The sequence below is a fragment of the Micromonospora sp. DT68 genome (assembly GCF_049847245.1).
GTDB lineage: Bacteria > Actinomycetota > Actinomycetes > Mycobacteriales > Micromonosporaceae > Micromonospora > Micromonospora profundi.
This window is the reverse complement of sequence record NZ_JBNCNZ010000003.1, coordinates 460083-484167: the sequence shown is the minus strand read 5'-3', so window position 1 is coordinate 484167 and position 24085 is coordinate 460083. Positions and strand designations below refer to the sequence as shown.

General features: G+C 69.8%; 25 protein-coding genes. 10 read left to right on the top strand and 15 right to left on the bottom strand.

Features of this window, described 5'->3' with window-relative positions:
- The first annotated feature begins 105 nt into the window (after positions 1 to 105).
- Complete coding sequence (locus ACPXB1_RS08490) at positions 106 to 768, top strand: hypothetical protein (RefSeq protein WP_355587079.1); 663 nt, start codon at positions 106 to 108, stop codon at positions 766 to 768.
- Positions 769 to 886: 118 nt separating this feature from the next.
- On the top strand, positions 887 to 1468 hold the full coding sequence (locus tag ACPXB1_RS08485) for a dihydrofolate reductase family protein (protein WP_425735017.1): 582 nt from the start codon (positions 887 to 889) through the stop codon (positions 1466 to 1468).
- Between the two features lie 46 nt (positions 1469 to 1514).
- On the opposite strand, the gene ACPXB1_RS08480 is transcribed toward ACPXB1_RS08485, so the two are convergent.
- Entirely contained in the window at positions 1515 to 2570 is a 1056-nt protein-coding gene (locus ACPXB1_RS08480) for an arabinan endo-1,5-alpha-L-arabinosidase (RefSeq protein ID WP_209273421.1), read from the bottom strand.
- Between the two features lie 132 nt (positions 2571 to 2702).
- On the opposite strand from ACPXB1_RS08480, the gene ACPXB1_RS08475 reads away from it, so the two are divergent.
- Complete coding sequence (locus tag ACPXB1_RS08475) at positions 2703 to 2933, top strand: hypothetical protein (RefSeq protein WP_053651410.1); 231 nt, start codon at positions 2703 to 2705, stop codon at positions 2931 to 2933.
- Positions 2934 to 3404: 471 nt separating this feature from the next.
- Here the strand turns inward: ACPXB1_RS08475 and ACPXB1_RS08470 are convergent, their stop codons facing one another.
- The 3 genes from ACPXB1_RS08470 to ACPXB1_RS08460 form a co-directional block, all read right to left on the bottom strand.
- Positions 3405 to 3959 (bottom strand): DUF3592 domain-containing protein, encoded by a 555-nt coding sequence (locus tag ACPXB1_RS08470; RefSeq protein WP_425735029.1) that lies wholly within the window; start codon positions 3957 to 3959, stop codon positions 3405 to 3407.
- 98 nt (positions 3960 to 4057) lie between these two features.
- The gene (locus ACPXB1_RS08465; RefSeq protein WP_425735016.1) at positions 4058 to 4606 is read right to left on the bottom strand and encodes a carboxymuconolactone decarboxylase family protein; all 549 of its coding nucleotides are present in this window, start codon (positions 4604 to 4606) and stop codon (positions 4058 to 4060) included.
- 68 nt (positions 4607 to 4674) lie between these two features.
- On the bottom strand, positions 4675 to 5223 hold the full coding sequence (locus ACPXB1_RS08460; protein WP_053652292.1) for a carboxymuconolactone decarboxylase family protein: 549 nt from the start codon (positions 5221 to 5223) through the stop codon (positions 4675 to 4677).
- Positions 5224 to 5376: 153 nt separating this feature from the next.
- On the opposite strand from ACPXB1_RS08460, the gene ACPXB1_RS08455 reads away from it, so the two are divergent.
- Positions 5377 to 6369, top strand: coding sequence for a hypothetical protein (locus ACPXB1_RS08455; protein WP_306273213.1), 993 nt, complete (start codon positions 5377 to 5379; stop codon positions 6367 to 6369).
- A 226-nt stretch (positions 6370 to 6595) separates the two neighbouring features.
- On the opposite strand, the gene ACPXB1_RS08450 is transcribed toward ACPXB1_RS08455, so the two are convergent.
- The 5 genes from ACPXB1_RS08450 to ACPXB1_RS08430 form a co-directional block, all read right to left on the bottom strand.
- Positions 6596 to 7330: an anti-sigma factor family protein gene (locus tag ACPXB1_RS08450; protein WP_306273212.1), complete on the bottom strand. Its 735-nt coding sequence runs from the start codon at positions 7328 to 7330 to the stop codon at positions 6596 to 6598.
- Positions 7327 to 7875, bottom strand: a complete 549-nt coding sequence (locus tag ACPXB1_RS08445; protein WP_053651415.1) for a sigma-70 family RNA polymerase sigma factor — start codon at positions 7873 to 7875, stop codon at positions 7327 to 7329. Before ACPXB1_RS08445 ends, ACPXB1_RS08450 begins: the two co-directional genes overlap by 4 nt.
- 113 nt (positions 7876 to 7988) lie before the next feature.
- Positions 7989 to 8591, bottom strand: coding sequence for a hypothetical protein (locus ACPXB1_RS08440; protein WP_425735014.1), 603 nt, complete (start codon positions 8589 to 8591; stop codon positions 7989 to 7991).
- A 42-nt stretch (positions 8592 to 8633) separates the two neighbouring features.
- Positions 8634 to 9968: a hypothetical protein gene (locus ACPXB1_RS08435; protein ID WP_425735013.1), complete on the bottom strand. Its 1335-nt coding sequence runs from the start codon at positions 9966 to 9968 to the stop codon at positions 8634 to 8636.
- Between the two features lie 77 nt (positions 9969 to 10045).
- Positions 10046 to 10537 carry a type VII secretion system-associated protein gene (locus tag ACPXB1_RS08430; protein ID WP_355587103.1) on the bottom strand — a complete coding sequence of 164 codons (492 nt, stop codon included), beginning with the start codon at positions 10535 to 10537 and terminating at the stop codon, positions 10046 to 10048.
- A gap of 38 nt (positions 10538 to 10575) precedes the next feature.
- Between ACPXB1_RS08430 and ACPXB1_RS08425 the strand changes: the two genes are divergently transcribed.
- Positions 10576 to 11019, top strand: a complete 444-nt coding sequence (locus tag ACPXB1_RS08425) for a DUF4333 domain-containing protein (protein ID WP_355587105.1) — start codon at positions 10576 to 10578, stop codon at positions 11017 to 11019.
- 22 nt (positions 11020 to 11041) lie between these two features.
- Here the strand turns inward: ACPXB1_RS08425 and ACPXB1_RS08420 are convergent, their stop codons facing one another.
- Entirely contained in the window at positions 11042 to 12025 is a 984-nt protein-coding gene (locus ACPXB1_RS08420; protein WP_355631168.1) for a DUF1996 domain-containing protein, read from the bottom strand.
- Between the two features lie 467 nt (positions 12026 to 12492).
- Here ACPXB1_RS08420 and ACPXB1_RS08415 point away from each other — a divergent pair, with 467 nt between their 5' ends.
- Both ACPXB1_RS08415 and ACPXB1_RS08410 read left to right on the top strand, forming a co-directional pair.
- On the top strand, positions 12493 to 13800 hold the full coding sequence (locus ACPXB1_RS08415) for a hemolysin family protein (protein WP_425735012.1): 1308 nt from the start codon (positions 12493 to 12495) through the stop codon (positions 13798 to 13800).
- Entirely contained in the window at positions 13797 to 14804 is a 1008-nt protein-coding gene (locus ACPXB1_RS08410) for a hemolysin family protein (RefSeq protein WP_355587112.1), read from the top strand. The genes ACPXB1_RS08415 and ACPXB1_RS08410 overlap by 4 nt, the downstream gene beginning before the upstream one ends.
- 59 nt (positions 14805 to 14863) lie before the next feature.
- Here the strand turns inward: ACPXB1_RS08410 and ACPXB1_RS08405 are convergent, their stop codons facing one another.
- Positions 14864 to 15241, bottom strand: a complete 378-nt coding sequence (locus tag ACPXB1_RS08405; protein ID WP_355587115.1) for a winged helix-turn-helix transcriptional regulator — start codon at positions 15239 to 15241, stop codon at positions 14864 to 14866.
- A 79-nt stretch (positions 15242 to 15320) separates the two neighbouring features.
- Here ACPXB1_RS08405 and ACPXB1_RS08400 point away from each other — a divergent pair, with 79 nt between their 5' ends.
- The 3 genes from ACPXB1_RS08400 to ACPXB1_RS08390 all read left to right on the top strand — a co-directional run bounded on the left by ACPXB1_RS08400 (position 15321) and on the right by ACPXB1_RS08390 (position 17652).
- A complete protein-coding gene (locus ACPXB1_RS08400; protein ID WP_355587117.1) occupies positions 15321 to 15731 on the top strand; it encodes a RidA family protein in 411 nt (136 codons plus the stop codon).
- Positions 15732 to 15817: 86 nt separating this feature from the next.
- Complete coding sequence (locus tag ACPXB1_RS08395) at positions 15818 to 16735, top strand: LysR family transcriptional regulator (RefSeq protein ID WP_355587120.1); 918 nt, start codon at positions 15818 to 15820, stop codon at positions 16733 to 16735.
- On the top strand, positions 16732 to 17652 hold the full coding sequence (locus ACPXB1_RS08390; RefSeq protein WP_355587123.1) for a serine hydrolase: 921 nt from the start codon (positions 16732 to 16734) through the stop codon (positions 17650 to 17652). Before ACPXB1_RS08395 ends, ACPXB1_RS08390 begins: the two co-directional genes overlap by 4 nt.
- 17 nt (positions 17653 to 17669) lie before the next feature.
- On the opposite strand, the gene bla is transcribed toward ACPXB1_RS08390, so the two are convergent.
- The 4 genes from bla to ACPXB1_RS08370 all read right to left on the bottom strand — a co-directional run bounded on the left by bla (position 17670) and on the right by ACPXB1_RS08370 (position 23972).
- Positions 17670 to 18581, bottom strand: coding sequence for a class A beta-lactamase (gene bla, locus ACPXB1_RS08385; RefSeq protein WP_425735028.1), 912 nt, complete (start codon positions 18579 to 18581; stop codon positions 17670 to 17672).
- A gap of 169 nt (positions 18582 to 18750) precedes the next feature.
- Positions 18751 to 19377, bottom strand: a complete 627-nt coding sequence (locus ACPXB1_RS08380; protein WP_425735011.1) for a hypothetical protein — start codon at positions 19375 to 19377, stop codon at positions 18751 to 18753.
- 651 nt (positions 19378 to 20028) lie between these two features.
- A complete protein-coding gene (locus tag ACPXB1_RS08375; protein WP_425735010.1) occupies positions 20029 to 22620 on the bottom strand; it encodes a DUF6493 family protein in 2592 nt (863 codons plus the stop codon).
- The gene (locus ACPXB1_RS08370; protein WP_355631177.1) at positions 22617 to 23972 is read right to left on the bottom strand and encodes an SWIM zinc finger family protein; all 1356 of its coding nucleotides are present in this window, start codon (positions 23970 to 23972) and stop codon (positions 22617 to 22619) included. Before ACPXB1_RS08370 ends, ACPXB1_RS08375 begins: the two co-directional genes overlap by 4 nt.
- Positions 23973 to 24085: the final 113 nt, after the last annotated feature.

The following is a 24085-nucleotide window of genomic DNA, read 5'->3' as shown; positions in this document are numbered from 1 at the left end:
AACAAATAACCGGCAGGGCAGCACGCCGATTGTCGGCGGCCGGAATTGAGATAGGAATACGAAGCAGTACGCGCGCCTCGCCACACCTTCGAAAGGACGACCGCCTTGCGCCCCCCGCTTCGGGCCGTTGCCATCCTGGTCGCTACCGCCGCGCTTGTCGCCGCCTGCGACTCCAGCGACGACTGGTCACAGCCACGCCCCGTGCCCAGCGCCGTCGGCACCCTGGGTCCAGGGTTCGTCGATCCCTCGGCAAAGCCCACACCGGAGGCGACAATCACGCCGCAGCCCGGCTCGTGGGCCGGCGTCCACCCGCCGAAGGACTACCGGGTCGTCCTGCTCACCGCCGGTGACGACGAGCCGACGAAGGCCCTCGTGACGGCGGTCAAGAACTGGGCCGACGACGAGGACGTCGCCCTTCGCACGATCACGGTCGGTACCGCCCACGACGCCGTTCCGAGCATCGTCAAGGCCATGGAGATGGGCCCGGACCTCGTCGTCAGCGCGGGCAACGACCTCGTCGACGCTCTCGCGATGGTCACCCCCAACCACCTGGACGAGAAGTTCCTCGTGGTGGGCGCCGAACTGGCCGAGCCCACCCACAACGTCACAGCCGTCGACTGGTCGGGCGCGTCGTTCCGTGGCGAAGGGCTCGGCATGTCCTCGACGTACGACCCGGGCTCGTTCACGGCCGAGCGGTGCGCCGCCGCCATCCGGGCGGGCGTGGCCGCAGTGCTCAACGACCTGACCGGCATCGTCGTCTGGCTCTGACGGTGGGTCCCGCCGATCGGAAACTCGGCCGGATCGACTGTCGATCGGCGCGCGTTGCGTTCGTGTAGAGGGCGAGCGGGCGAACGCGGTGTCGCCCACCGAGTTGAGGGGTGCCGTCATGCGCAAGCTGGTGGTCATCGAGTTCGTGACGCTGGACGGGGTCATGCAGGGGTTGGGGTCGCCGGACGAGGACCGCGACGGAGGGTTCGAGCACGGCGGCTGGGCAGCGCCGTACTTCGACGACGTTCAGACAGCCACCGCACTGGAAGGGCTGCGGTCGACAACGGCGTACCTCTTCGGTCGCCGGACCTACGAGAAGATGACCGGGTTCTGGCCGAGTCAGCCCGACGACAACCCGATGGCCGCACACCTCAACGCGACCCCGAAGTACGTCGCCACCCGTACTCTGACCGATTTCACCTGGTCGAACGCCCGACGGCTCGACGGAGATCTCGTGGCGGCGGTCGCCGACCTGAAGTCGCAGGGCGACGGCGTTATCGCCGTTCTGGGCAGCGGCGTGCTCGTGCAGGACCTCGTCGCGAACGACCTTGTCGACGGATACCGGCTGTTCCTGCACCCCCTCCTGCTCGGCACCGGCAAGCGGTTGTTCCGCGAGACGGCCCGGCCGAGGCCGCTGCGGCTGACCTCCTGCGTGCCGACCAGCACGGGCGTGCTCCTGCTCGAGTACGAGGTGGCGTGACCCCCACGCCACACGGGCGGACAGCGGCGGTGGCGCTGCGGGCAGGTCAGTAGACGAACGGCCAGCCGGCGGTGTCGTAGCCGATGAGGTTGATGCCGAGCAGCGAAGTGCCGTTGTTCGCGTAGTAGTGGTAGACGAGCACGTCGGCGTCGCTGTCCGCCATGACGGCCTGGTGACCGGGGCCGTGGATGCTGCCGTGGCTGGCAAGCACCTGGGTCGCGCCGCCCGCGTTCATCGGGGTGCCGTTGCGGTCGACGTACGGGCCGGTGACGCTTGTCGACCTGCCGACCATGACCCGGTACGTGCTGGAGGCGCCCTGGCAGCACCTGTCGAAGGACACCCACTGGTAGTACCAGAAGCCGCGCTTGACGATCACCGGCGCCTCGATTGCGCCGCCGCCACGGCCGGAGATGCTGTGGATCGTGTTGTCGGCGCGCTTACCGGTCGTCGGGTTGAGCGCGATCAGTTTGATGCCGGACCAGAACGAGCCGAAGCTCAGCCACCATCGGCCGTCGGAGTCGACGAACAGGTTCGGGTCGATGGCGTTGAAGTTGTCCGAGGTACGGGTCTCGATCACCAGGCCCTGGTTGGTCCAACTGCCGGACTCACCTGTGGTGCTTGTCGCCAGGAAGATCGCCGACCGGTTGGACCCGAAGGTGGAGGCCGAGTAGTACATCCAGTACCGGCCGTCGCGGTAGGTGAGGTCCGGTGCCCACAGGTTGCGGCTGCCGCCGGTGTACGCAGTGGTCCACGGGGCACCGCCGGGGAACGCGCTGCCGGCATTGCGGAACGCGGTCCGGTCGGTGGAGGTCTTCAGGGCGATGTTGTCGCCGGTATGCGCCAGCAGATAGCCGCCGGTGGGCCGGCGCACAATCGTCGGGTCGTGCACGCCGACGTTGCCCGTCACCACTCCCGGGTTGGGGTAGGCGGCCGGTGGGACGGTCGGGGTGGCGGCGGCCAGAGGGACCGCGGCACCGGGCGGCGCGGCGTCCGACGGGCGCGCGGTCACCACCGCGCCGCCGGCCGCGACCACCGCGATAGCTGCGACCAGCACGGCGAGGCGGCTGCCAAGCCGGGGTACGGGGAGAGCTGACGGGATCATGGCAGCCCCTTCGGAGAGGAAAGGTGACCCAATCACCATACGTCGATACTCGTCGATGTGTACGCCTATGTGTGTGCCCGGCTCCAACCTGGGTAGCGAATAGGGGTAGCCGTGACCCAAGGAGGGATCGAGATGACCGACCCCAGATATGCACCCATCGGGCTGGCCGCGCCTGAACGACTGATCGACGACGCCGGCCACGAGGCTGGCGGGACCGTCGTCGGAGCGGACGACGCTGCGGCCGACGCCGCCCGAGCCGGAGCGGACGTGGACCTGTCCCGCGCCCACCGCGACAACGACGGCACCCCGGTCGGTGCGGCGGACGCCGAGGCGGACCGCCGCCGAGCAGCCGACGAGCTCTGACCCCGGCTCAACCCCAAGCAGCCGAACGGGTGGTGAGCGCACTGCTCACCACCCGTCCACGTGTGTCACACGCCCCCGCACTTGATCGTGCACGGAGTTCGGCCGTCTCCTACCTGTTCCGGCTACCGGCCACTATCCCCAGTAGCACTTGACCGACTTGCAGTCCGGCGTGCAGTAACAAATCTTTCCCATGCTGCGCCACCAGGAATTGGCCTCGCAAAGGCAGTTGTACGCGGAGGCCGAGGCGGTCGGAACAAGACGCGAAAGCGCCTTGTATCCGATGTTCTCGATCATACGGATCATGGTTCACCCCTTCACAGCTCAAGCGTTCCTGGCGGTGCCCTGCGAACTACGGACCGCCTTCGACTCGATGCCGCAAAGCTTGGCAACACATCCTTGCCATCGCCCTTCCGTCCGCTTTCCACCTGTGGACAGGACGGACGGTAGAGGTTCACCTTCCCGCCGGCGTTGTCAACGCCGGCCGTACCCCTTGTGCTTGGAGCGGCCCGTGAATCTGCCGCCACCCCGTACCAGCGCGACAGGCCGGCGCCGGGTACGCCGAGGAAACCACCGGCGGAACGGAACTCGTGACAGCAGCAGCGGAACCGCAAGGACCAGGATCCCAAACCCCACGGCCCCCAGCACTCCCTGCACGCGACCGCGGTGCCCGCTGAGCTGGCCGAAGTCCGTGACAAAGTCCCCAGGGTCGGCGGGGTTCACCCAGATCGACACCTCGTCTCCGGCTGACCGGCACACCTCGACGCAGCCGACCTCCTGCTCGTACGTCCGGCCGGTCAGGTCGTACCGGAAATACATTGTGGTGGACGGGCTCTCCCGATTGCCGCCTTCCTTCGTCACGCGGTCGTCGACGACCGCCCGCGCCGGCACGCCCCTCGTCCTCAGCTCGGCTGCCCAGTCGTCCAGCTCGAACTGGGTGTGGAACGGCAGCCACAGCAATGCGCCTCCGGCCACCACCAGCAACACGCAACCGAGGTTCGCCCAGACCGACGAGCGTCGTCGCCACATGTTCACGCACGCATCATGGCGCTACCAAACAACAAACCGGTCCATGGGTACGACTGTTGCCGCCCTCGGCCGCCCGGGGCGCGGATCGACAAGAGCGCTCAGGCCATGTTGCGGTAGCCGACGCTGGTGATCCTTTGGGCCGCCTCGTCGTAGAACTTCGGATCACTCGGGGCGAACGTGCCGAGGCCGTCGACGTACCTGTTGACCATGCAGAAGGCCGCCGCGATCAGCACCGTGTCGTGGATTTCCTCGTCGGTGGCGCCCTCGGTGCGGGCCGCCTCCACCAACTCGGAGGTGACCTCGCGGCCACTGCGCTGCACGGCCCCGGCGATGTGCAGCAGAGCGCGCAGTTTCGCGCCGACCGGGGCAGTGTCCACATCGGCGCGTACCTGGTCGACAACCGTCATGCCCTCGTCGAGCAGGGCCGCCGCGAATGCCGAGTGCGCCGAGCAGCAGTAGGTGCACTCGTTGCGACCGGAGACGTACGCGGCGATCAACTCCCGATCAGCCGTCGGCAGACTCAGCGGCCCACGCAGCAGGGTTTCGGCCAGCTCCATCATCGGCTTCCCGGTCACCGGCCGGTACTTCATCAGGCCCCGGACCCCGGGAAACTCGGTCTCGTCCACACCCAGGTCGATGTGTGCCATTGCCTGCAACTCCGGGTTCTGCTCGTAGGTGGGCAGGTCTCGGTGCGGTGACGCCGGGATCGTCGTCGTCAGACGACCTGGCGGTAACCGATGTTGACGATGCGGTCGGACGCTTGCGCGTACCACAGCGGGTCGGCCGCCGGCTGCGTGCCGAGGCCGTCGACGTACCTGTTGAACATGCAAAAGGCCGCCGCGATCAGCACCGTGTCGTGGATCTCCAGATCCGTGGCGCCCTCGGCACGGGCCGCCGCGACCATTTCGGAGGTGACCTCCCGGCCACTGACCTGGACGGCACCGGCGATGCGCAGCAGTGCGCGCAGTTTCGCGGAGATCGGGGCGCTGTCCGGATCGGCGCGCACCTGGTCGACAAGGGTCATGCCCTCGTCGAGCTGCGCCGCCGCGTACGCCGAGTGCGCCGAGCAGCAGTAGGTGCACTCGTTGCGACCGGAGACGTACGCGGCGATCAACTCCCGCTCCCCCGGTGAGAGGGGGTGCGGCCCGCGTAGCAGCACCTCAACCAGCTCAAGCAACGGTCCGCCGGTCTCGGGCCGGAAGCGCAGGGGGCCACGGATGCCGGGGAGTTCGGTCTCGTCCACCCCTAGATCGATGTGTGCGATGGGGTCACCCTCCGGGAACGTCGAAGCTGGACTGTGATCGAACTTAGTGGATCTATCACTGCACCTCAATAGTGTTCGTGCGGTGACTCTCCGCCGAGGCGCCGGAGGTAGTTAGGGCCGAAGTCGGCTGAACCGATTCCGAGTGAGGTCCGTGTGGATGCCGAACGGCTTCCGGACGTACTGGAAGCGGAGAGAACCTGGGAGATCCCGAAAATGATGCGCAAGCACCTGGTGCCCCTCGTCGCCGTCATGGCGGCCGGCACGGTGGCGTTGTCGGCGTGCAGTTCGACCCCCGAGGCGCCTGCCCCGGCGAGGGCGTCCGCACCGGCCGGTGGCGAGGCCACGGCACCCGCGAACGACGCTGTGGGCGGCGACCTCGCGCTGCTCTCCGGCACCGCGAAGTCGAACAACTCGGCAGCCAACACCGGTGACTGGGCGGTGCCGAACGGCGGTGTCGCGGCGGGCGCGGCCCGGCAGTCGTCGCAACGGTGGGTCCAGTTGACAGCGAGCCGGGCAGGCGACCTCAACCCGGTGGTCGTCAACGGTGCGGGACTGACGCTCTACCGCTTCGACAAGGACAGCAACAACCCGCCCACCTCGACCTGCAACGGCGAGTGTGCCCAGACCTGGCCGCCGGTCACGGTGGCACCGGGCGGCAAGATCTTCATCGCGGGGATCAAGAAGTCAAAGGTCGGTACGGTCCGGCGCGCCGACGGCACGCGGCAGGTCACGATCGGCGGATGGCCGGTGTACCGCTTCGCCAAGGACACCAAGCGTGGGGACACCCTCGGTCAGGGCGTCGGAGGCACCTGGTTCGGCGTGACCCCGGCCGGTGGCAAGGCCGGCGCGCCGGAGGGCGGTCAGGAAACCCCGGGCACCGGTAACGGAACCACTCCGCCCGCCACCAGCGCCGTCTTCTTCGACGAGGCCAACTTCAGCGACAACGGCGCCTCGCAGGGCGTGGCCGGCAACGGGTGCCAGAACCTGGCCCGTCCGGGCGTCGCCTCCTCCGTCGCGGCCCTCGGCTCGCTGAAGATCTGGGCGGGTCGCGACTGCACCGGCCGGTCCCAGGTCATCGACGGGGACGTCGCCGACCTGGCGACGATCGGCTTCGACGAGGCCGTCGTCTCGGTCCGCTTCAACTGACCGACGGTCCCAGCTCGACAAACGGGTGTGCCCCCCGGCTCCTTGCCGGGGGGCACACCCGTTTTCGTACCGGTCGAGCCGTGGCCGGCATGCGCCCTGTCGACCTTTGCCGATCGAGGTGCCGTGCCCGCGCCTCGCCGCCGCGAGGGCGACGAAAGATGAGGTCTCACAACATGGGCGCAGAGCCGATGGGCCGGGCGCTGGGCCACGGCACGGGTCCGCCCGGCTACAGCTTCGCGACGGCGTACGTCTTGCCGTCGGTGTTCTCCACACGCACACCGTCGACCTGGGCGGGGTCGATCAGGGCGCTGCCATCGAGCGTGGTGCCCCCGGCCGCCCCGTCTTCGGACACCAGCCAACTGCCCGCCACCACCGTACTGCCGTCCTTGCCGAGGACCAGCAACCGGCAGCGTTCCCCCTGCGGGATCCCGGACACCGCAGCGTTGACACGCACCCAGCCAGCCGCCGGGACCACCGCGACGGTGAGTCGGGCACCCGTGCCCTGGTCGGTCGTGCTGGCGTACCGGGTGGCGGGGTTGGCGGCGGACACCGCGGTCGACGGGGCGGGCGGGGTCGGCAGCGCACGCGTGTCGGGTGCGTCACCGGTGCTGCGGCCGAGCAGGACGCCGCCGGCGGTCGCGGCGGCGAGAGCCACCACAGCGGCAGCGCTCAGGAGCAGCCCGCGGCGCTGGCGATGCCCTGCCGATTCGCTGCGCACCTGGCGCAGGGTCCGCTGCAACAGCAGGTCGCCGCCCTCCGGCGGGCCGTCGAGCAACATCGCCTCGGGTACGGCTTCGAGCGCGGTCTGCCACTCCTTGAGGGACTCGACCTCGGTGCGGCACTCCGCGCAGCCCGTCAGGTGCTCCTCCGCCTGGCGGAGCTGCTCCGGGTCGAGATCGCCCGTCAGGTAGCCGCCGATGTCCACGTGGTCACCGGCCGGCATCAAGCTGTCCGATTTCATGAGGCAGACCGTTCCACCCCGGTCGAGCGTCCCGCGCTGTCGCGTAACGCACGGAGTGCGTAGTAGGAGCGTGACTTGACCGTGCCTGGCGGGATACCCAGCGCCTTCGCGGCTTCCGCGACTGTACTCCCGAGTAGGTATACCTGCTCAAGGACCTCGCGGTGCTCCTGCGAGAGGCGGTTGAGAGCGTCCACCACCACCATCGAATTGACCACCTGGTCGGCGTGGTCCCGCTCGACCGCGACGTCTGTCGGGCTCTCCGGCACCTCCGGCGGCCGCGCCTTCCGGGCGCGCACGGAGTCGGTGAAGAGGTTACGAACAACGGTGAGCAGCCACCCCCGTACCGACCCCTTGCCGTTGACCAGGCTGTCCGGGTGGCGCCAGGCTCGCACCAGCGCTTCCTGGACGATGTCTTCCGCGGCAGCACGGTCGCGGGTCAACTGCGTCGCGTACGCGAGCATCGCCCGGCCGTGCTCTTCGTAGAGCGTTCGGACCAACGCCTCGTCCGCTACTTCCCGTTGGCGAACGGGTCTCAGCCCCGCCATTCTTACCGTCCTCTGCTGACCCCGCGCTGGCGTGGCCACCGGCGCATCCGGGTCACCAGGATGCCTGCCGTACTTGCGAAAACCGGCAGCCCGGAGCGCATGTGTTTCTATGCTCACCTGGGTGAACTTTCGCCGTTTTGGCCGATCGGTGCGGCGGCCTTGCCCCCGTCCGGAGCGACGACGAACCAGAGCCCGTCGGCACCCTGTCCGGAGATCTGGCCGGGCACCCGGTCGTCCACGAAGCGGTAGGCCGGCCACCCGCCCACCGTCACCTGCTGGGTTCCATCGGGACGGGCCGCTGCGCCGAGCCGGGACGGGTCAAGATCCTTGAACTTCACCTTTTCGTTCACCAGCACCGGCAGCCACCTGGTCAGGCAACTCTCCGTGCAGTTCGACTGCGAGGGTGCGGCGTTGTCCCGGTCGAACCGGTAGAGCGTGAAGCCCTGCCCGTCGAGAACCACAGGGCCGAGTTCCGGGTGTTCGCCGAGCTGCACCGACGCCGGCCAGTAACCCCCGTCCCGGCTGCGCTGCCCCAGGTCGTCCGGCGCGGCGGACCCCTGCGAGCTCTGCGCCGCGTTTGGCTGCGGCCCCGGTCCGCCGGCCTCCGGCTGCGGTGCGCCGACCGGGTCGGTGACAGTGGTGGTGCACCCGGAGGCCAGGAGCGCCACCGTCAGCGCGAGGGAACCGGCCAGGGTACGGGGGGTGAGTGCCATCATCGTCACACCAATCGATCGACGTGTCCGGGCGGGGAAGACGGGTCAGCGGCGCAGGTTCGGGACGAGCCGACCACTCGGTGCCGGGCTGTCGAGGTCGAGCCCCAGCACACCGACGTCGAGCGTCCCGTCGGCATCGACCTCGAACCGCCAGGCGGCGTTCGGTACGTCGCCGACGACCACTACCGCCGCCGTACCGGCCGAGGCGGCCGCAAGCGCGCCGAGCTGCTCCAGCTCCGCCTGCGGAAGCGTGGTGGTGACAAGCACCAGGTGGTCGTGCAGCACGTCGGGCTGACCGGTCGCGCCGTCACCGGGCGACGTCAGGACCGGACGCGCGTCGGGAACGACCCGGACCTGCTCCGACGGCGGCCACATGGGCGACGGCGGGCCTACCACACTGACCGTGAGGGACGCGGCTGCGGCGTGCCAGCCGATCTCGTCGAGGAAGGCTCGGGCTGTGCGCATGGCAGCTACCGGATCCCCGGTGAGCGCGACGATTCCCGGCGCGCGGCCCAGGTTGACCACTGCCAACTCACCCTCGACCGTGCCGACGGTGGCCAGCAGCGGCAACCCGTCGCCGCCATCGACGCTCTCGTCGAACTGCCAACTCGGAGCCTCCCAGATCGCACCCTGCTGCCGCGTCCGCCACGGAGGCGGCGCGTCCGGCAGCGCGGGTGCCAGCCGCAGTGAGACCTGCTCCGGACCGATCAGCGCCGCGTACACCTTGGCCTGGGCGGCCTGCGCGGTGAGCTGCCGCAGGGCGCGATCCAGCACCTGCCGTGAGCCCGGGGTCGGGGCCGGTCGCGCCGCCACGGCCGCGCGGCGGGGCCGGACCAGCAGGATCAACATCGGTACGGCGAGCGTCAGCAGCACCGTGCCGACACCGACCAAGGTGGCTGTGACCGGTCGGAGCCCCAGGATCCCGCCGCCGTCCGCCACCGGCAGTGGTCGGTCGACCGGTGGTGCCTCGGGCTGCCCTTCGTTTGGCCTGGCCGCCGGCGGCGTGCCGACCCGGATCTCACCGGAGGTCGCGCCCTCGGGCAGAACGAACACCCAGCCGGCGCGGATCGGTTGAGCCGGGCCCATGAGCGCGCCGCCGTCCGGCTGGATACGCCCCTGATTGAGCTCCAAGATCTCCGGCCAGCGCTGGCTGTCGCCGAGCACCCGGTCGGCGACCCCGGGCAGCGTCAGGCCGCTCACCGCGCCAGGTTCTCCCGGCACCACCCAGTACGGCACCGACGGCTCGACGGCGCTCGCCGTGCCTGCACTCAGCGGCAGGAGCAGGAACACAGCAGCGACGGCCAGCAACCCGCCCCCCGCCGTGCGCGACGCACAAGCAAAGGCGGTACGGAGCAGCCGCCGCACGAATACCCCGCTCACGGCGAAGCCGTAACTCGCACTGATGAGCCGCAGGGGTGGATTCGGCCGAGCCGAACACGCACTCGGAACCGACGGGTTCATCTCGGCCCCAAATCCGTAGAAAGCTCCGCGCCCGCCCCGGATTCGCCGGGCTCGTTTGCTCCGACGACGGCCTCGCGCAGCACGTTGGCGAACAGCCGCATCGAGGCGGAACCGCCCGGGTTGAGCAGCACGTCGACGTCCTCGGGTAGCAGCTCCACCAACTCGGCGCTACTGACCTGCAGCCAGCCTGGTGCTGACACCCGAAGCTGGTCCGCCGCCCCCGTGGTGACCCACACACACGGCACCCCGTCGGGAGCGGGGGCCACGATGACGCGTTCCTCGTCGTCGACCGCGACCTCGACCAGGCTGTCACGTATCGCGAGCACCACAATGCTCGGCTCGGCACGCCCTGCCACGACCAGCTTCACCGCCGCATCGACAGGTCCGGTCGGCGCGTCCTCGCCGACGGGCAGATAGAGCGGGTTGGGCTCGAAGGCCTCAACCGTTCCCTCGTCGTTGACGAGCCAACCGCCGACGATCGACTCCACCCCACGCCCACCGCTCCCTGAAGCCGGAGGAGACGACGATGACCAGCTTGTACCGGGGATCCGACGGCGACTCCCCGACGCCCGCCCCTGGCTGGGCACCGGCACCACCGGCGCAGTGGGGGCCGGCGTCCACCGGCTCGACGACGCCCTCCGAGGGCCGGCGGCGTTTCTCCCGGCGACTCGTGATCGCCGTGGCCGGCCCGGTCGTGGCAGTGGTGGCGCTGGTGGCCGTGCTGGGCCTGGCCTGGCCCGGCTTCCTCAACAAGAAGGTCTTCGACACAGCGGCGTTGCAGCAGGGGGTGCTGTCGGTGCTGCGTGACGACTACCTGCTCGACGCGGACCTCGTCACCTGCCCGCCCGGCCGGCCGGTCACTCTGGGCAGCCGCTTCTCCTGCTCCGCGCAGGTCGCCGGAAGACCGAAGACGATCACCGTCACGGTGGTGTCCTCCGACGGCCGGTTCGAGGTCGCTCGTCCCCAGTGAGGTACGACCACCCGGCGTACGGTCAATCGTCCTGGCAGCTCCGCCCGCTGTTGAGGCAGTCCACGACCTTCGCCATCAGGGGCTCCGGCATCAGGTTGACGAAGAACGCGTGATCGGTGAGCGGGCTGTTGTTCTGGCCCTCGAAGGCGTCGATCCGGAACCGGGCATCCGGCGCGATGTCGTACGCCACTGTCAGTCGCAGCTGCGGCACCGGAAACGTGTTGCGGGCGCAGGAGCCGTCAGGGGACGGGAAGACCAGGTGCGCACGGTGGCTTTCGCTGTCCACCTGCCGCCCGTCCCAACAGCTCGGAAAGTCGAAGACACGCTGCACCTGATCACCGGCCGGGCACCGGGGGTACGCGGTGGTGCGGCGCTCCGGCGTGCTGGAGCACGTCCAGGTCGCTGCTGCTTTCTGGGTGCCGTTTGTGAAAGCCACTGCGTCCCCCACCGTGCCGGCGAGTTGCCGCGGCATCGGCACGACGTTCCCTCGGGGGTTGCCGGAGAACGTGAGCGTCACGTCGACAGGCACCTGGATCTCGCCGCCGTGGCCGGCGTGCTCCCCGACGTCCACCGGCTCGACCGTCCGGAGCACCGGCCAGAAGTACGTCGACCGGTCACCGTTGCCACACGTCGTCCTCGCAGCCGAGAGGGTCTTCGGCGTCGAGCCGACAGCGGTGGAGAGGTTCCCCACGTAGTCGTGCACGTGATGCGACTGCCCGGGAAAACCGGGCGCCATCACGATGTTTGCGGTGTTGCGGTGGCCGTTCTCGTTACGGCCGCAGTCCCAGGTGTAGGTACCGGTCGCCGCGCCGGGCACCATGGCGGGCGAGGCCGGGCCCGGCGCGACGAAGCTGATGTCGACGAAATCGGAGCCCAGGAGCCCGGTCGCCGTTGCCTGAGGCGCCCCGACTCCGGCTGCGACCTGCCAGGCCGCGCCGCAGCCGAGCAGCACGAGAACGAACTCCAGTGCCAGCGTCACGGTCACGGCCCGATGCCGCGCTGTCACGCGACCCTTCGCATACCCCTGTCGCACCACGTCGTACGAGCCCAGGCCGGTCGCGGGCGGCCCTTCCGTCGACGGTCGGGAATGTGATCTGACCGGGTGAGGAAAGGCAGGGGTCAGGCCGAGCTTGTGAATGATCCAGGCCATCACTTGGCGTCTCCGATCAGGCGCGTATGCGTCGTCGCTCAGGTAATGACGGCGCGCCCGGGGCAGAGTTCGCAGGTGCCGTGCAGCTCACATCGGGCTGCGCGGGCTGATTTCGGCTGGCGGCGATCGGTGCAGGTTTTTCCTGGTCAGCTAGCAGCGGAGCTACCAGCTTGCGTCCAGAAAGCCGTGCCAAGCTTCCGGCACTGTCGGTACGAGGAGGAGCACGACCTGATGGGCGAAGACCACCGCCTGAGACCTTTGGCCCGCTGGCGCGGGCCTGATTCATCTGGGGCGACAAACAGCAGGAGCACGACGACGTGTGGGTGTTGAGTCTCCTCCTGGGGCTGCTGGTGATCCTGGTGATCACCGCTGCCACCGGCTACTTCGTGGCGCAGGAATTCGCGTACATGGCCGTCGACCGGTCGCGGCTCAAGGCCCGCGAGGCGGCGGGTGACAAGGCGGCGGGTCGGGCACTGGACGTGACCCGGCGGACCTCGTTCATGCTGTCCGGCGCCCAGCTCGGGATCACAGTCACCGCCCTGCTTGTGGGGTACGTCGCCGAACCGTTGGTCGGCAAGTCGCTCGGCACCGCCCTCGGCGGCGTCGGCGTCCCGACCGGTGTCGGCATCGTCGTCGGCACTGTGAGCACGCTGCTGCTCTCGACGTTCGTACAGATGCTGTTCGGCGAACTGTTCCCGAAGAACCTCGCCATCTCGAGACCCGAGCCGGTGGCCGTCTGGCTGGCCCGCTCCACCCAGGTCTACCTGCGGGTGTTCGGCTGGATGATCGCCTTCTTCGACAAGTCTTCCAACGCCCTGCTGCGCCTGTTCGGCATGGAGCCGGTGCATGACGTGGAACACGCAGCCAGCCGCCACGACCTCGAATACATCGTCAGCGAGTCCCGCGACTCCGGTGATCTCCCCGCCGAGCTGTCGATGCTGCTCGACAGGGTGCTCGACTTCCCCGACCGTGACGCAGCCCACGCGATGGTTCCGCGGGCCCGGGTCGATGTCGTGGAGCCCGACCTGACCACCGGGGAACTCTGGGCCACGATGGCCGGCGGCCACTCGCGCTACCCGGTGCTCGACGAGCGCGACGACGTGATCGGAGTGGTGCACCTCGCCGACCTGCTCGCTGTCGACCGCGACGCTGCGCGCACAGTCGCCGACATCATGCGGCCACCGGTGCTGGTTCCCACGTCGATGCCGCTGCCGCGGGTCGTGCAGACCCTCACCGAGCGGCGCGCCCAGCTCGCCTGTGTGCTCGACGAGCACGGCGGACTGGCCGGCGTGGTCACCGTCGAGGATCTTGCCGAGGAACTGGTCGGGGAGATCGAGGACGAACACGACGAGACAACTGTGGCCCCGCTGCCGGTCGGGCCGGCGGACGGCACCTGGGAACTTTCCGGCCAGCTGCCCCTGGACGAGGTCGAACGCGCCATCGGGCACGACCTACCCGAATCGGACAGCGAAACCCTCGCCGGCCTGGTCATCGAACTGATCGGCGAGCTACCTGCCCCGGGCGCCACGGCTGAGCTGAGCCTCGACGCGGTGTTCCTGACACTCGAGGTGATGGAGCTGGAACGGCACGTCCCGTCGTTGGTCCGCCTGCGTACGGAGGAGAACCGGTGATCGGCAACCCCTGGGTCGTGGTGGCCGTCACCGTTGTGCTGATCGTGCTCAGTGCCTTCTTCGTGGCAGCCGAATTCGCGCTGCTGGCGGCACGCCGGCACCGCCTCGACGCGCGTTCCGAGCACAGCCGGTCGGCCCGGGCGGCGGTGCGCAGCTTCGACGAGTTGACAGTGCTGCTGGCCGGCTGCCAACTCGGCATCACCGCCTGCGCACTCGGCCTCGGCGCGGTCACCAAGCCAGCCGTCAACTACGCGCTGACCCCAGTGTTCCTGTCCTGGGGCGCGCCGGGCTGGACGGCCGACGCGGTCGGGTTCGCGCTGGCGCTGCTTGTCGTCACCTTCCTGCACCTGGTCGTGGGGGAGATGGCACCGAAGTCGTACGCGATCGCCCACCCGGAGAAGACCGCCATCTTCCTGGCGATCCCGATGCGCGGCTTCATGTGGCTCACCCGTCCGGTGCTGCGTGCCCTCAACGCCAGCGCGAACTGGTGCCTGCGCCGGGTCGGCGTCGAGCCCCGGGACACCATCGCCACCGGCCAGAACGCCGCCGACCTGCGCCATTTGGTCGAGCACTCGGCAAACGTCGGCGCGCTCGACGCGTCGTACTCCGCGCAACTCACCGATGCCCTCGATCTCGACCAGCTCACCCTGGCCGACCTCACCGGCCCGGAGCGCGGGCTGACCTCGGTCGAAGCGGCCGACACGGTGCTCACCGTCCGCGCAACGGCCCGCGCCACCGGCCACCTGCGGGTGGTGGTCCTGCGTGACGGTGCGGCCGTCGGCGTGGTGCACGTCCGCGACACCATGGACCAGCCGGACGACCGGACCGCTGGCGAGGTGATGCGCGATGTTCTCGTGCTGGACGGCTCGACGCTCGTCTACGAAGCCCTGGCCAGGATGCGGAACACCCGCCACCACCTCGTGGTGGTCACCACACCGGACGGTCCGGCGGTGACCACCCTCACCGACGTGGTCGAGCGACTGCTCCGCGCCCCCGCCCGATGACGCGGTGCTCGACGGGTTCGCCCTCCAGCAAACCCGTCGAGCACCCGCGGCACCGGCCGTTACTCGATCTGGGCGTCGAACGCCGTGCGGGCGTGCTCGATCTGCGGCATGTACGCGTCCGCCCACTCGAGGATGGTGTCGATCGGTGCACGCAGGGTCTTCCCCAACGGGGTGATCCGGTACTCCACGGCGACCGGGCGGGTAGCCACGACATGGCGCTCGATGATCCCGTTGCGCTCGAGCCGTCGCAGCGTCGCCGTTAGTGACTTCTGCGTCACCGCCGGAACCGCCCGGCGCAGCTCGTTGAACCTGCTCGGGCGCTCGCACAGCTCGTTGAGAACGCTGAGCGACCACTTGTCCAACACCTGGTCGAGCAACTCGCGGTGGGGTGCGTCGATACGTAGCTCGCCGGCTCGGGGGGTGGTGGTATCGCGCATGAAACCAGGTCTCCTTGCAGTGTCCTTCATCGACTAGGTATCAATAGTAAACCGAGTTGGTTCCACCAGAGGAGAAACGATGTCTGTCACCCGCTTCAGCCCCGACGGTCTTCAGCCGCACACGCCCTACGCTCACGTGGCGGTGGCTACCGGGTCCCGTCACATTCACGTGAGCGGTCAGATCGCACGCCTGGGCGACGGCACAGCCGTTGCTCCCGGCGACCTGGCCGGGCAGGTGGCGCAGGCGCTGCGCAACACCGGCCGGGCCCTCGCCGGAGCCGACGCGTCATTCGAGGACGTGGTCCGGTTGACCTTCTACGTGACCGACTGGGCACCCGAGAAGATCGGGCCGTTCATGGCCGGGATCGAGTCGGTCGTCGAGGAGCTCGGCCTGCCCTGGCCCCTGCCGCCGGCGTCGCTGATCGGCGTGGACTACCTCTTCGAGCCCGACGTGCTCGTCGAGTTGGAGGCGACCGCTATCGCGCAGTAAACGCTGATGACCCGCGACGCTCCGCGAGAAGACGCCGCCCGTCGGCTGCTGTTCAGGGCGGCACACGGCCGCGATACGTTCGGTTGGTGGATGTGGTCGCCGCCTGCCGAGCCTTCGTGGCCGTCAGCGGCCACGGCAGCTTCACCTCCGGGGCTGCTGCGGCGGGTATTCCCCAGTCGGTCGCCAGTCGCCGCATCGCCGCCCTGGAGGAGCATTTCGGGGCGCGGTTGTTCGACAGGTCGTCCCGCGCGGTGCGGCTGACGTCGTTCGGGCAGGACATGCTGCCGTCGGCCCGGCGCCTGGTCGACCTCGCCGATGCGATGGGCGACAACGCCGAGCGGGCACTGTTGCGTCCGCTGCGGGTCGCCGTACCCGAGATCTGCCCGCCGCGCCGCCTCGCCGATCTGGTGGTCGCGGCGCGGCGGCAGCGGATCCACCTGGAGGTACGGCCGGCCGGCCCGTCGGAACGAGCCCGGCTCTGTCAGACCCTTGAGGTCGGTGCCGGAATCGTGGCGGTTCCGGAGGCGGCGGCGTCCTGGCGGGTGCCGCTCGGGTTGGCCGCCCGGACCCCCTTCCCGGCGCCGACGGTGTTCCTGGAGACGCTGCGCAGCGGCCGGGCCCGCACGCAGGCACGCCGGCGGATCCTGATCCAACCGGAGGACGACGTCGCCCACCTGCGGGACCCGTTGACCCGTGCCGGCCAGTCGGCCGGCCTGGTGCCGGCTCAGGTGGCGGTCGCGCCGTCCCTCGTCGACGCCGCGGCAGCGGCCCTCGGCTCCCCCGACCTGCTGCTGTGCTCCCGTCAACAGGCCGAGGACTTCGGATTGCACTGGTGCCCCCTCGCGGGCCCACGGCTCCTGCGCGGCTACGACGTCGCCGCTGGCGTACGCGAAGACCTCGATCAGCTCAGCACGGTCCTGTACGCGGACATCGCGCGATGCCTCGGCGCGCCCGACGGCCATCCAGAGCCGGCCAGGGCCGGCACGACGGGAGATCCCGCGTGAGCGCCACCGCAGTCGTCCGCAACGCCCAGGACCTGCTCGACGAGGCGGGGCTGCACGGCGCGTTCCTGGTCCGCAACCTCGACACCGGCGAGGAGATCGGCTTCGACGCGGACACCCCGTACCCGGCGGCGTCACTGGTGAAGGTGCCGCTGGCAGTCGCCGTGCTCGAACGGATCGCACGCGGGGAACTCGACCCGGCGACGCCTGTCGACGTCCCGCCCGGTCGGATTACCACACCGGGCCCGACCGGATTGAGCCGCTTCCGCCACCCCGCGCGGATCGCCGTGGACGACCTGCTCTACCTGAGCACCGCCATCAGCGACGGGGTCGCCGCCGACGCGCTGTTCGACCTCGTCCCGCCGGCCGAGGTCGCGGTCGAGCTGCGGCGACTGCGCATCGAGGGCATCGCCGTGCGACACCGGGTCGGCGACCTCGCCGAGACGCCTGCGGAACGTTTCGACCCCGACGACGTACACCTGGCCCATTCCCTCGCCATCAGCGCGGGAACCCCCGGACAGGGCCACCCGGTCGCCCAACTCGACGTCACCCGCGCCAACACCGGATCGGCCCGGGCCCACGTCGACCTGCTGCACGCCCTCTGGCGCCCGTCGACGATCCAGGAAGCCACTGCCGATCGGGTACGCGCCCTGATGGGCGACAACCTGCACCGGCAGCGACTCGCCCCGGACTTCACCTCCGACGCGTCCCGCTGGTCGTCCAAGACGGGCACCCTGCTGCACCTGCGCCACGAGGTAGGGGTGGTGGACCACGCCGACGGTCAGTCGTACGCGGTCGCCGCGCTCACCGCCTCCCGGGTGCCCGCCGTCGCGCAGCCCGGTAGCGAGGCGACGATGGCGCAGGTCGCCCGGACACTGCACGACCACCTCCGCACGGGCACCCTGCCCTGGTGGAGTTAGTCAGGTGGGGACCGCAGTCACAGCGCTGCGATCACGACCTCCGTTGCCCTCGCGATGAGGGCGTTGTCGTAGTCGGCGTCCTTCTTGTCGCGGCTGGACAGCACAGCGAGGACGATCGGTGCCCGATCCGGCGGCCAGATCACCGCGATGTCGTTGCGGGTGCCGTAGCCGCCGGACCCGGTCTTGTCCCCGACGACCCAGCCGTCGGGAACACCGGCGCGGATCAGTTCGCCGCCTGTGGTGTTGCCCCGCAGCCAGCCGTTGAGGATGTCGCGGTCCGCCGATTCGAGGACGTCGCCGACGGCGTACGCCCGCAGGGAACCGGCAAGGGCCCGCGCGGTGCTGGTGTCCCGCCGGTCACCCGGCCTGGCCTCGTTGAGCGCGGTCTCGTAGCGCTCCGGATCGGTGACCTTGTCGCCGATCTCGCGCAGTTCCTTCTCGAACTTCTGTGGCCCGCCGAGCTGGCGCAGCAGCAGGTTGCCGGCGGTGTTGTCGCTGTAGCGCACGGCCGCGTCCGCGATCGCGCGCAGCGTCATGCCGTCGGCGACGTGCTGCTCCGTGATCGGCGAGTAGGTCACCAGATCGTCCGCCGAGTACCGGACCACCTGCTCCAGTTCGGCGTCGGTGGTCTCGTCGAGGACCTCGGCGGCTGCCAACGCCTTGAACGTCGAGGCGTACGCGAACCGCTCGTCGGCCCGGTACTGCACGGTCCGGCCAGTGCCGGTGTCGATCGCGTAGACCCCGAGCCGCGCGTCGAATCTCTCCTCCAGTCGCCGGAACTCCTGGTCCCGGTCAGCGGCGGCGGTGGACGGGCTCACCGTCGCCGCAGGGGTCCGCGTCGGCTGCCCTCCGGCATCGGCGGGACCGCAGGCGGCCAGTGACACCACTGCCAGCGCGCCCACCAGACGGCGTGTCGCACGCACCATGATCACTCCTTGTCGGTCGTGAGGTCCGGCGCGGGGTGGCGCCGGACGGACAGGACTCGACCTTGACAGGGGTACGGCATGCGGTCGAAGACGGAACCGGCGGTGTTCATGCTCATTCGGCATCGCCAGCGTCTCACGGACGGGTCCCCTCCCCACCGGTTCACCCGGTCCGTCAGGAGCTGGGTCCCGCGAAGGGACCGTCGGCGCTGAACACCCGCTGCGCGAAGCGTTCGCCGATGCGTCGGTGGGTGGCGGTGTCCGGATGGAGCTGATCGGGCAACGGCAGCTCGGCGAAGTCGGCCGCGCCGTAGAGGTCGAGGCCGTCGAGGTGGTGCAGGTTCGGGTCGTCGGCGGCCCGCTGGGCGGTGATCCGCGCCAGCTCGTCGCGGATGACACGGAGCGTGAGCTTCCCGCTCGCCCGTTCCGCCGGGTCGCCGGTGGCCCGGAACCGCAGCTGTCCGGTGCTGAGGGCGGTGAGGTCGAACGCGCCCGGTCCGGGGGTGTCCTCGTGGATGGGGCAGTAGATCGGGGAGACGACAAGCAACGGCGTGGTGGGGTGGCCCTCCCGGATGGTGTCGAGGAAGCCGTGCACGGCCGGGGTGAAGGCGCGCAGCCGCATCAGGTCGGCGTTCACCAGGTTGATGCCGATCTTCACGCTGATGAGGTCCGCTCGGGTGTCCCGCATGGCGCGGGCGGTGAACGGGTCGAGCAGCGCGCTGCCGCCGAAGCCGAGGTTGATCAGGTCGACGCCGCCGAGGGACGCGACGACAGCGGGCCAGGTGGCGGTCCGCAAGGGCACCAGCGGTGAAGCTCGGCTGGCACCCCGGCCTCTGCGCGAGGCGATCTTCGCTGGACCGGAAGGGGAACCAACAGGTAGCCACGTTGCCGCATGCAGTATATCGGGCATCGACAGGTCCGACGCTTCTGCCGGCGAGGCGTGATGCCGAATCGCAGATCCGCCCCTCCGCCCGTGACCAACGTCGCCGGGGTGGACCTTCCGCACGCCGACGGCCACCGTCTTACAACGGCGCGCCGGGACGCCGATCCGGCAGATCCGACCTCCACCGACAAGCACAACGCTGGCTGGGCCTTTATGTGATACGACGTCGACAGCGGCGGCAGCGCATTGCCCACGACTGCGTCAACACCGTGCGATGGCATCCGGGGTGACGAACCGTTGATCCAAGATCACCTTTAGAGACTCCGGTCGGCCGCCGCAGATCGCGCACGGCATCGACCGGGTCCTGCGCCCGATCGACCTCCCCTGATCCTTTTCTCAGCGCGGCCCGGGCGTGCGATCGCAGCTCACGACCGGGCCGTCTGTGTCGATGGCAAAACCTAAGGCCCCGCGCTGGTAAAGCAATCAGTTGCCGGCATGATCACCTTCCTCGCTTTCGTCTCGCTGGGGGTGGTTGATGAGGACCCGGATCGACGGCCGATGCGCAGACGCTCATGACGGCATGCGAGGGCTGGCGCCTGCGGTCAGGCACTGACGCAGGCGCCGGGCCTGTTTGACCGTCTGCGAGCTGGCCTTGCTGTCGGCGACGGCGTCCAACTCCGGGAGCGTTCCTGTTGCTCCGCATCGGCTGACGCAGTCGGCGGCCAGCGACAGCAGCGCCGCGAGGCGGCGTGGGCGCCGGCCTTCGGGAAGCAGACCGGGTAGGGCGCCGGCCAGGATCTGCCAGACGGTGGCGTACGCACCGGTGCGTGCCATCTCACTCAGGACATCCAGCACTTCGGGCGGCCGGGAGTCGCTGCCCTGTTGCCAGCGGCCCAGATACTGTCCGCACTGCGTCGCGTCGAACTCGTTTCGGGCGACCAGTTGCAACAGTGCGTCGATGACACCGGCCCAGTTCTGCGGGCTGGCCCGCACCAGTGCGTCTGCGATGAGCCGGTGCAGGGCCGGCCCGGCCGGCCCGTCGGCCGCTACGAGCCGGTGCAGATCGCGGGCGTATTTGTCGAGGTGCTCGCATGCTTTGCTCGTGAGCATCTGCTCCGCGACGTACTCTCGCTGCACGGGGACGGTGGCAACCCATTGGGGTAGGTCGATGCCGCGGCCGACCAGATCGAGATACCCCCATCTGCCTGGCAGGTCGTGCCCCTCCTGGTCGTAGCCGTCCACCCGGGACATCCGCCCGCTCACTCGCCGGAACGGTTCGGTGAAACCTGACCGCAGCGCGGGCAGGGCCGAACCGAAGGATTCCTCCGCCACCGGTCGCAGGCCGCCGGACGACAACCAGGCTGCGAACCGCGTGCCGTCCGCCGTGCCCAATCCCGCGGCGGCTGCCGCGAGCCGCTCGCGTTCCGGTTGCTCCGGTAGCCGGGTACGCAGAAGAGCCTGCTCGAGGTCGGCGGATCCGGCCGAGAAGCCGCGTCGCGCGTACTCGGTCAGCCGCTCCAGCAGCACATCGGCGTCCACCACGCCGGTGTGCCAGGTGGGCGTGGCGAGCAGAAACGGCGGCGGATCGGTCGTGATGCGGCGCGCCACCTCGAAGAGCCGGGCCCGCCACACGAGGCGGAATGCGCAATGCGCGCACTGCCTTTCTCGAACCGGGGTATCCACCTCCCTGGGGACGAGCGGACGTTTCACGCCGTCGAGCTCGCCTGCGAGGACGAGCACGACGACACCGATGCCCGCCACGTAGGTCGGCGGCTTCCTGACGTACGCGATGGTGCTCAACGCGTCCGTCAGCGCGGCCCGATCTCGGTTGGCGAACCGGACCAGGCCGTCCAGAGCCCGTTCCGACTCAGTGGTGGAGGGACGCTTGGCGGCCAGGATCGCGCTCACCTCCTGGACCAGCTCCGGCAATGACTCCAGTACGGGAGGGGCCAGTTCGGGCACCGCCACAGGCGGCAGTGTCTCCCGATACCGCGCCCGCACCGGCCCGGCGGTGGGCGCCGGCCCGCCGAGCTCATCGGTCGCACGCCGGCGCAAGTCGGGCGTGAGCACCGCGACCGCCTCGGCGATCTGCGATCGCACCGCCTGATTCACCGTACGCAGGTGCCGGGCCACGAGCTTCCACGCCTGGTCCTGCACGGCGTGCTCCTCGTGCCCGAACGCCACAGTCGCGGCAACCAGCAGTGGAGCCGCGTCGTAGCGGTCGTGGCGGACGGCACGGTCCAGCAGCTTGAGCTGTGCGCTGACCAGTGCCTTCTCCGGCCGGGCCAACACGTCTTGCGCGGTGTCCGCCAGCAAGGTGGGGTTCAGCCGACCGGCGTCGGTCAGCAGGCGCAGTCGGGCCAGTGCGTCGCCGGCGACCGGGGCGTCGGCGTCGGCTGCCAGGCGTGCCCAGTCACCGGCCCGGTCCGCGATCTCGTCGCCGGTCAGTTCCAGGCGTTCCAGCAGGCGCCGGAATCCGCGGATTTCGCTGGGTCTCCCACCACGCAGCAACCGGGCGGCGCATTTGTCGATCAGTGCCGCGCGGTCCAGATGTCCGGACTCGGCCAGGGCCACCAGGTCGGACAACCACTGATCATCCTGGAGGATCCGCGCTCCGAATCCATCGACGTCCAGGGCCACCGGTATCAGCACCGGCATGTCGGGATCGGCGCGTAGATCGGCCAGCCCTCGGCTGTATCTCAGCCGGGTGACGGCGTAGCCGGCCGTGGCCGGCGTCGCACAATCCGACATCCGTATCAGGTTCTGCACGAGTTCGTAGAGCGGGTGTGTGCCCGCGAACACGCCCTCTTGATCCATCTCCGCGGCCAGCCGGTGTGCCAGCTCGCCGAGCCAGCCGGGATCGCGTCCGGCGAGGACGTCCGAGGAGGACTCGGGGTACCTGGTTCCGGGAGGCCGTCTGCGGCTCGTGGCCCTGACCCACTGCGCGGCCGCGGCCGGCGTGGGCTGACAGCCCAGGCCCGCCAGTTCGGCAGCGCCGAAGACCGGAGGGTACGTGCCGCGGGGCACCTCGCGCAGGACCTGTGTCACGGCGGGCAGACATATCTTGCGGGTCGCGTCGTCCATCTTGCCGACCAGGAGCAGGACCTGTTGCTTGTCGCCGGCGCTGACCGCGTCGAGAAGTCGCTGTCGTTCAGGGCTCATCGCTGATCTCCTCTGATGGTCATGCGTACGGCGAGTACGTGTTTGCACGGACCTCGCCCACCGCGGTGTTCGGCCCACCAAAGGCAGGTGCATCCCATGACTCGCCCGGTGTGGTTGACGAGATAGACGTTGTCCTTGGAACGCACCGTGGCTGTCGTCGCGTCCAGCGTCACCGCGCCGCCACGCACCAGCTCCCGCGCGTCGCGCAGCCGTGGGTTGTGCAGTTCCGCTTGCTGCGCGTGGTAGGGCAGCTCACGATGGAAGTACGCAGCCTCCGCGGTGTCATAGCCGACCCGGCCCGCGGTCCCCAACTGGGTGAGCGCCGCGCGCACCCGGTCGGTCGTCAGCCCGGCCTGCACGGCGAGGTCACTGACGTCGATCCGCGGTTCCCAGGCGAGCAGCACGCTGAGCAGGTCGGCATCGGCTTGCGCCTCCGGGCCAGCCAGGAGGTCCAGCACGGCGCCTTCGCCGGAGAAGCCGCGCGAAACATGCGGGGAGAGCATCAGCGTCAGACGCGTGCCGGCAAGCTCCACCTCCCAGGCACTGGCAGACGGCGGGCTGCCGCTGGCGACTGCGGGGCCGTACAGCCGCAGGGTGCGGGCGTGCCGCAGCATGCGGTTCAGCGCTGCCAGCCGAGCGGGTCCGGGCAGGCAGACCGCACCGGGCGCCGGGCGCGACGTCGTCCGCAGCGTCCGGCCAGCGGGCACCACCCACAACTCGCCGGCCCGGCCACGGGTGGGCAGCGACCGCATTAACCGCACCGCGTCGGCGGCGGACACCTCGGCCCGCAGGTCGAACGTCGGGGCGATCACCTGCGTCTCCGCGAAACCGCGTACCCAGCGCTGCGGCAGGGGCACTTTCTTCTCCACCAGCGGCCCGCTGAGCGTTGTGACGGCGAGCTCGTCCGGGCCGACGCGCAAGTGCAGCGGATCGTTCGGCGCGATCCGCGACAACGCGAGCCGAAGCGGATCGTTGATGTCGAAGTTCGACGTGCCGTGCCCGATGTCGCCGCCGTCCATCCCGTCAGCGAGCAGGTCCAGCCGCGCGTAGACCCCGCAACAGCCGGAAAAAGACTCGAAACGCAACCGATCCCCGTTGCCGGTGATGACCGGATCGAGCGAGTTCCTCAACGCCGGCTGGTAGTAGCGGGTGGCGGCGACGTCAGCCACAGCGAGCAGCCCGGCTGCAGCGCTCCGCGCGTCAGTCAGGAAGCCGGAGAAGAAGTGGGGATGAGCCGCGGTCCCCCGCGGCGTCCGGCCGCCAGAGGTCTCCAGAGCAACCCGACCGCCGTCTGACCCGGACGATACCTGCGAGGGTCGCACATAGGCGCTCGAATGCGACGACTGTGTCACGGCGAGCAGGATAGATCAACACCGCTACGCCGGTCAGGCCAGTAGCGAGGAGGTCCGCCGGATCCTCGCCCGGGACACGATCAAACCGTGGCAGTACCGGTCCTGGATCTTCA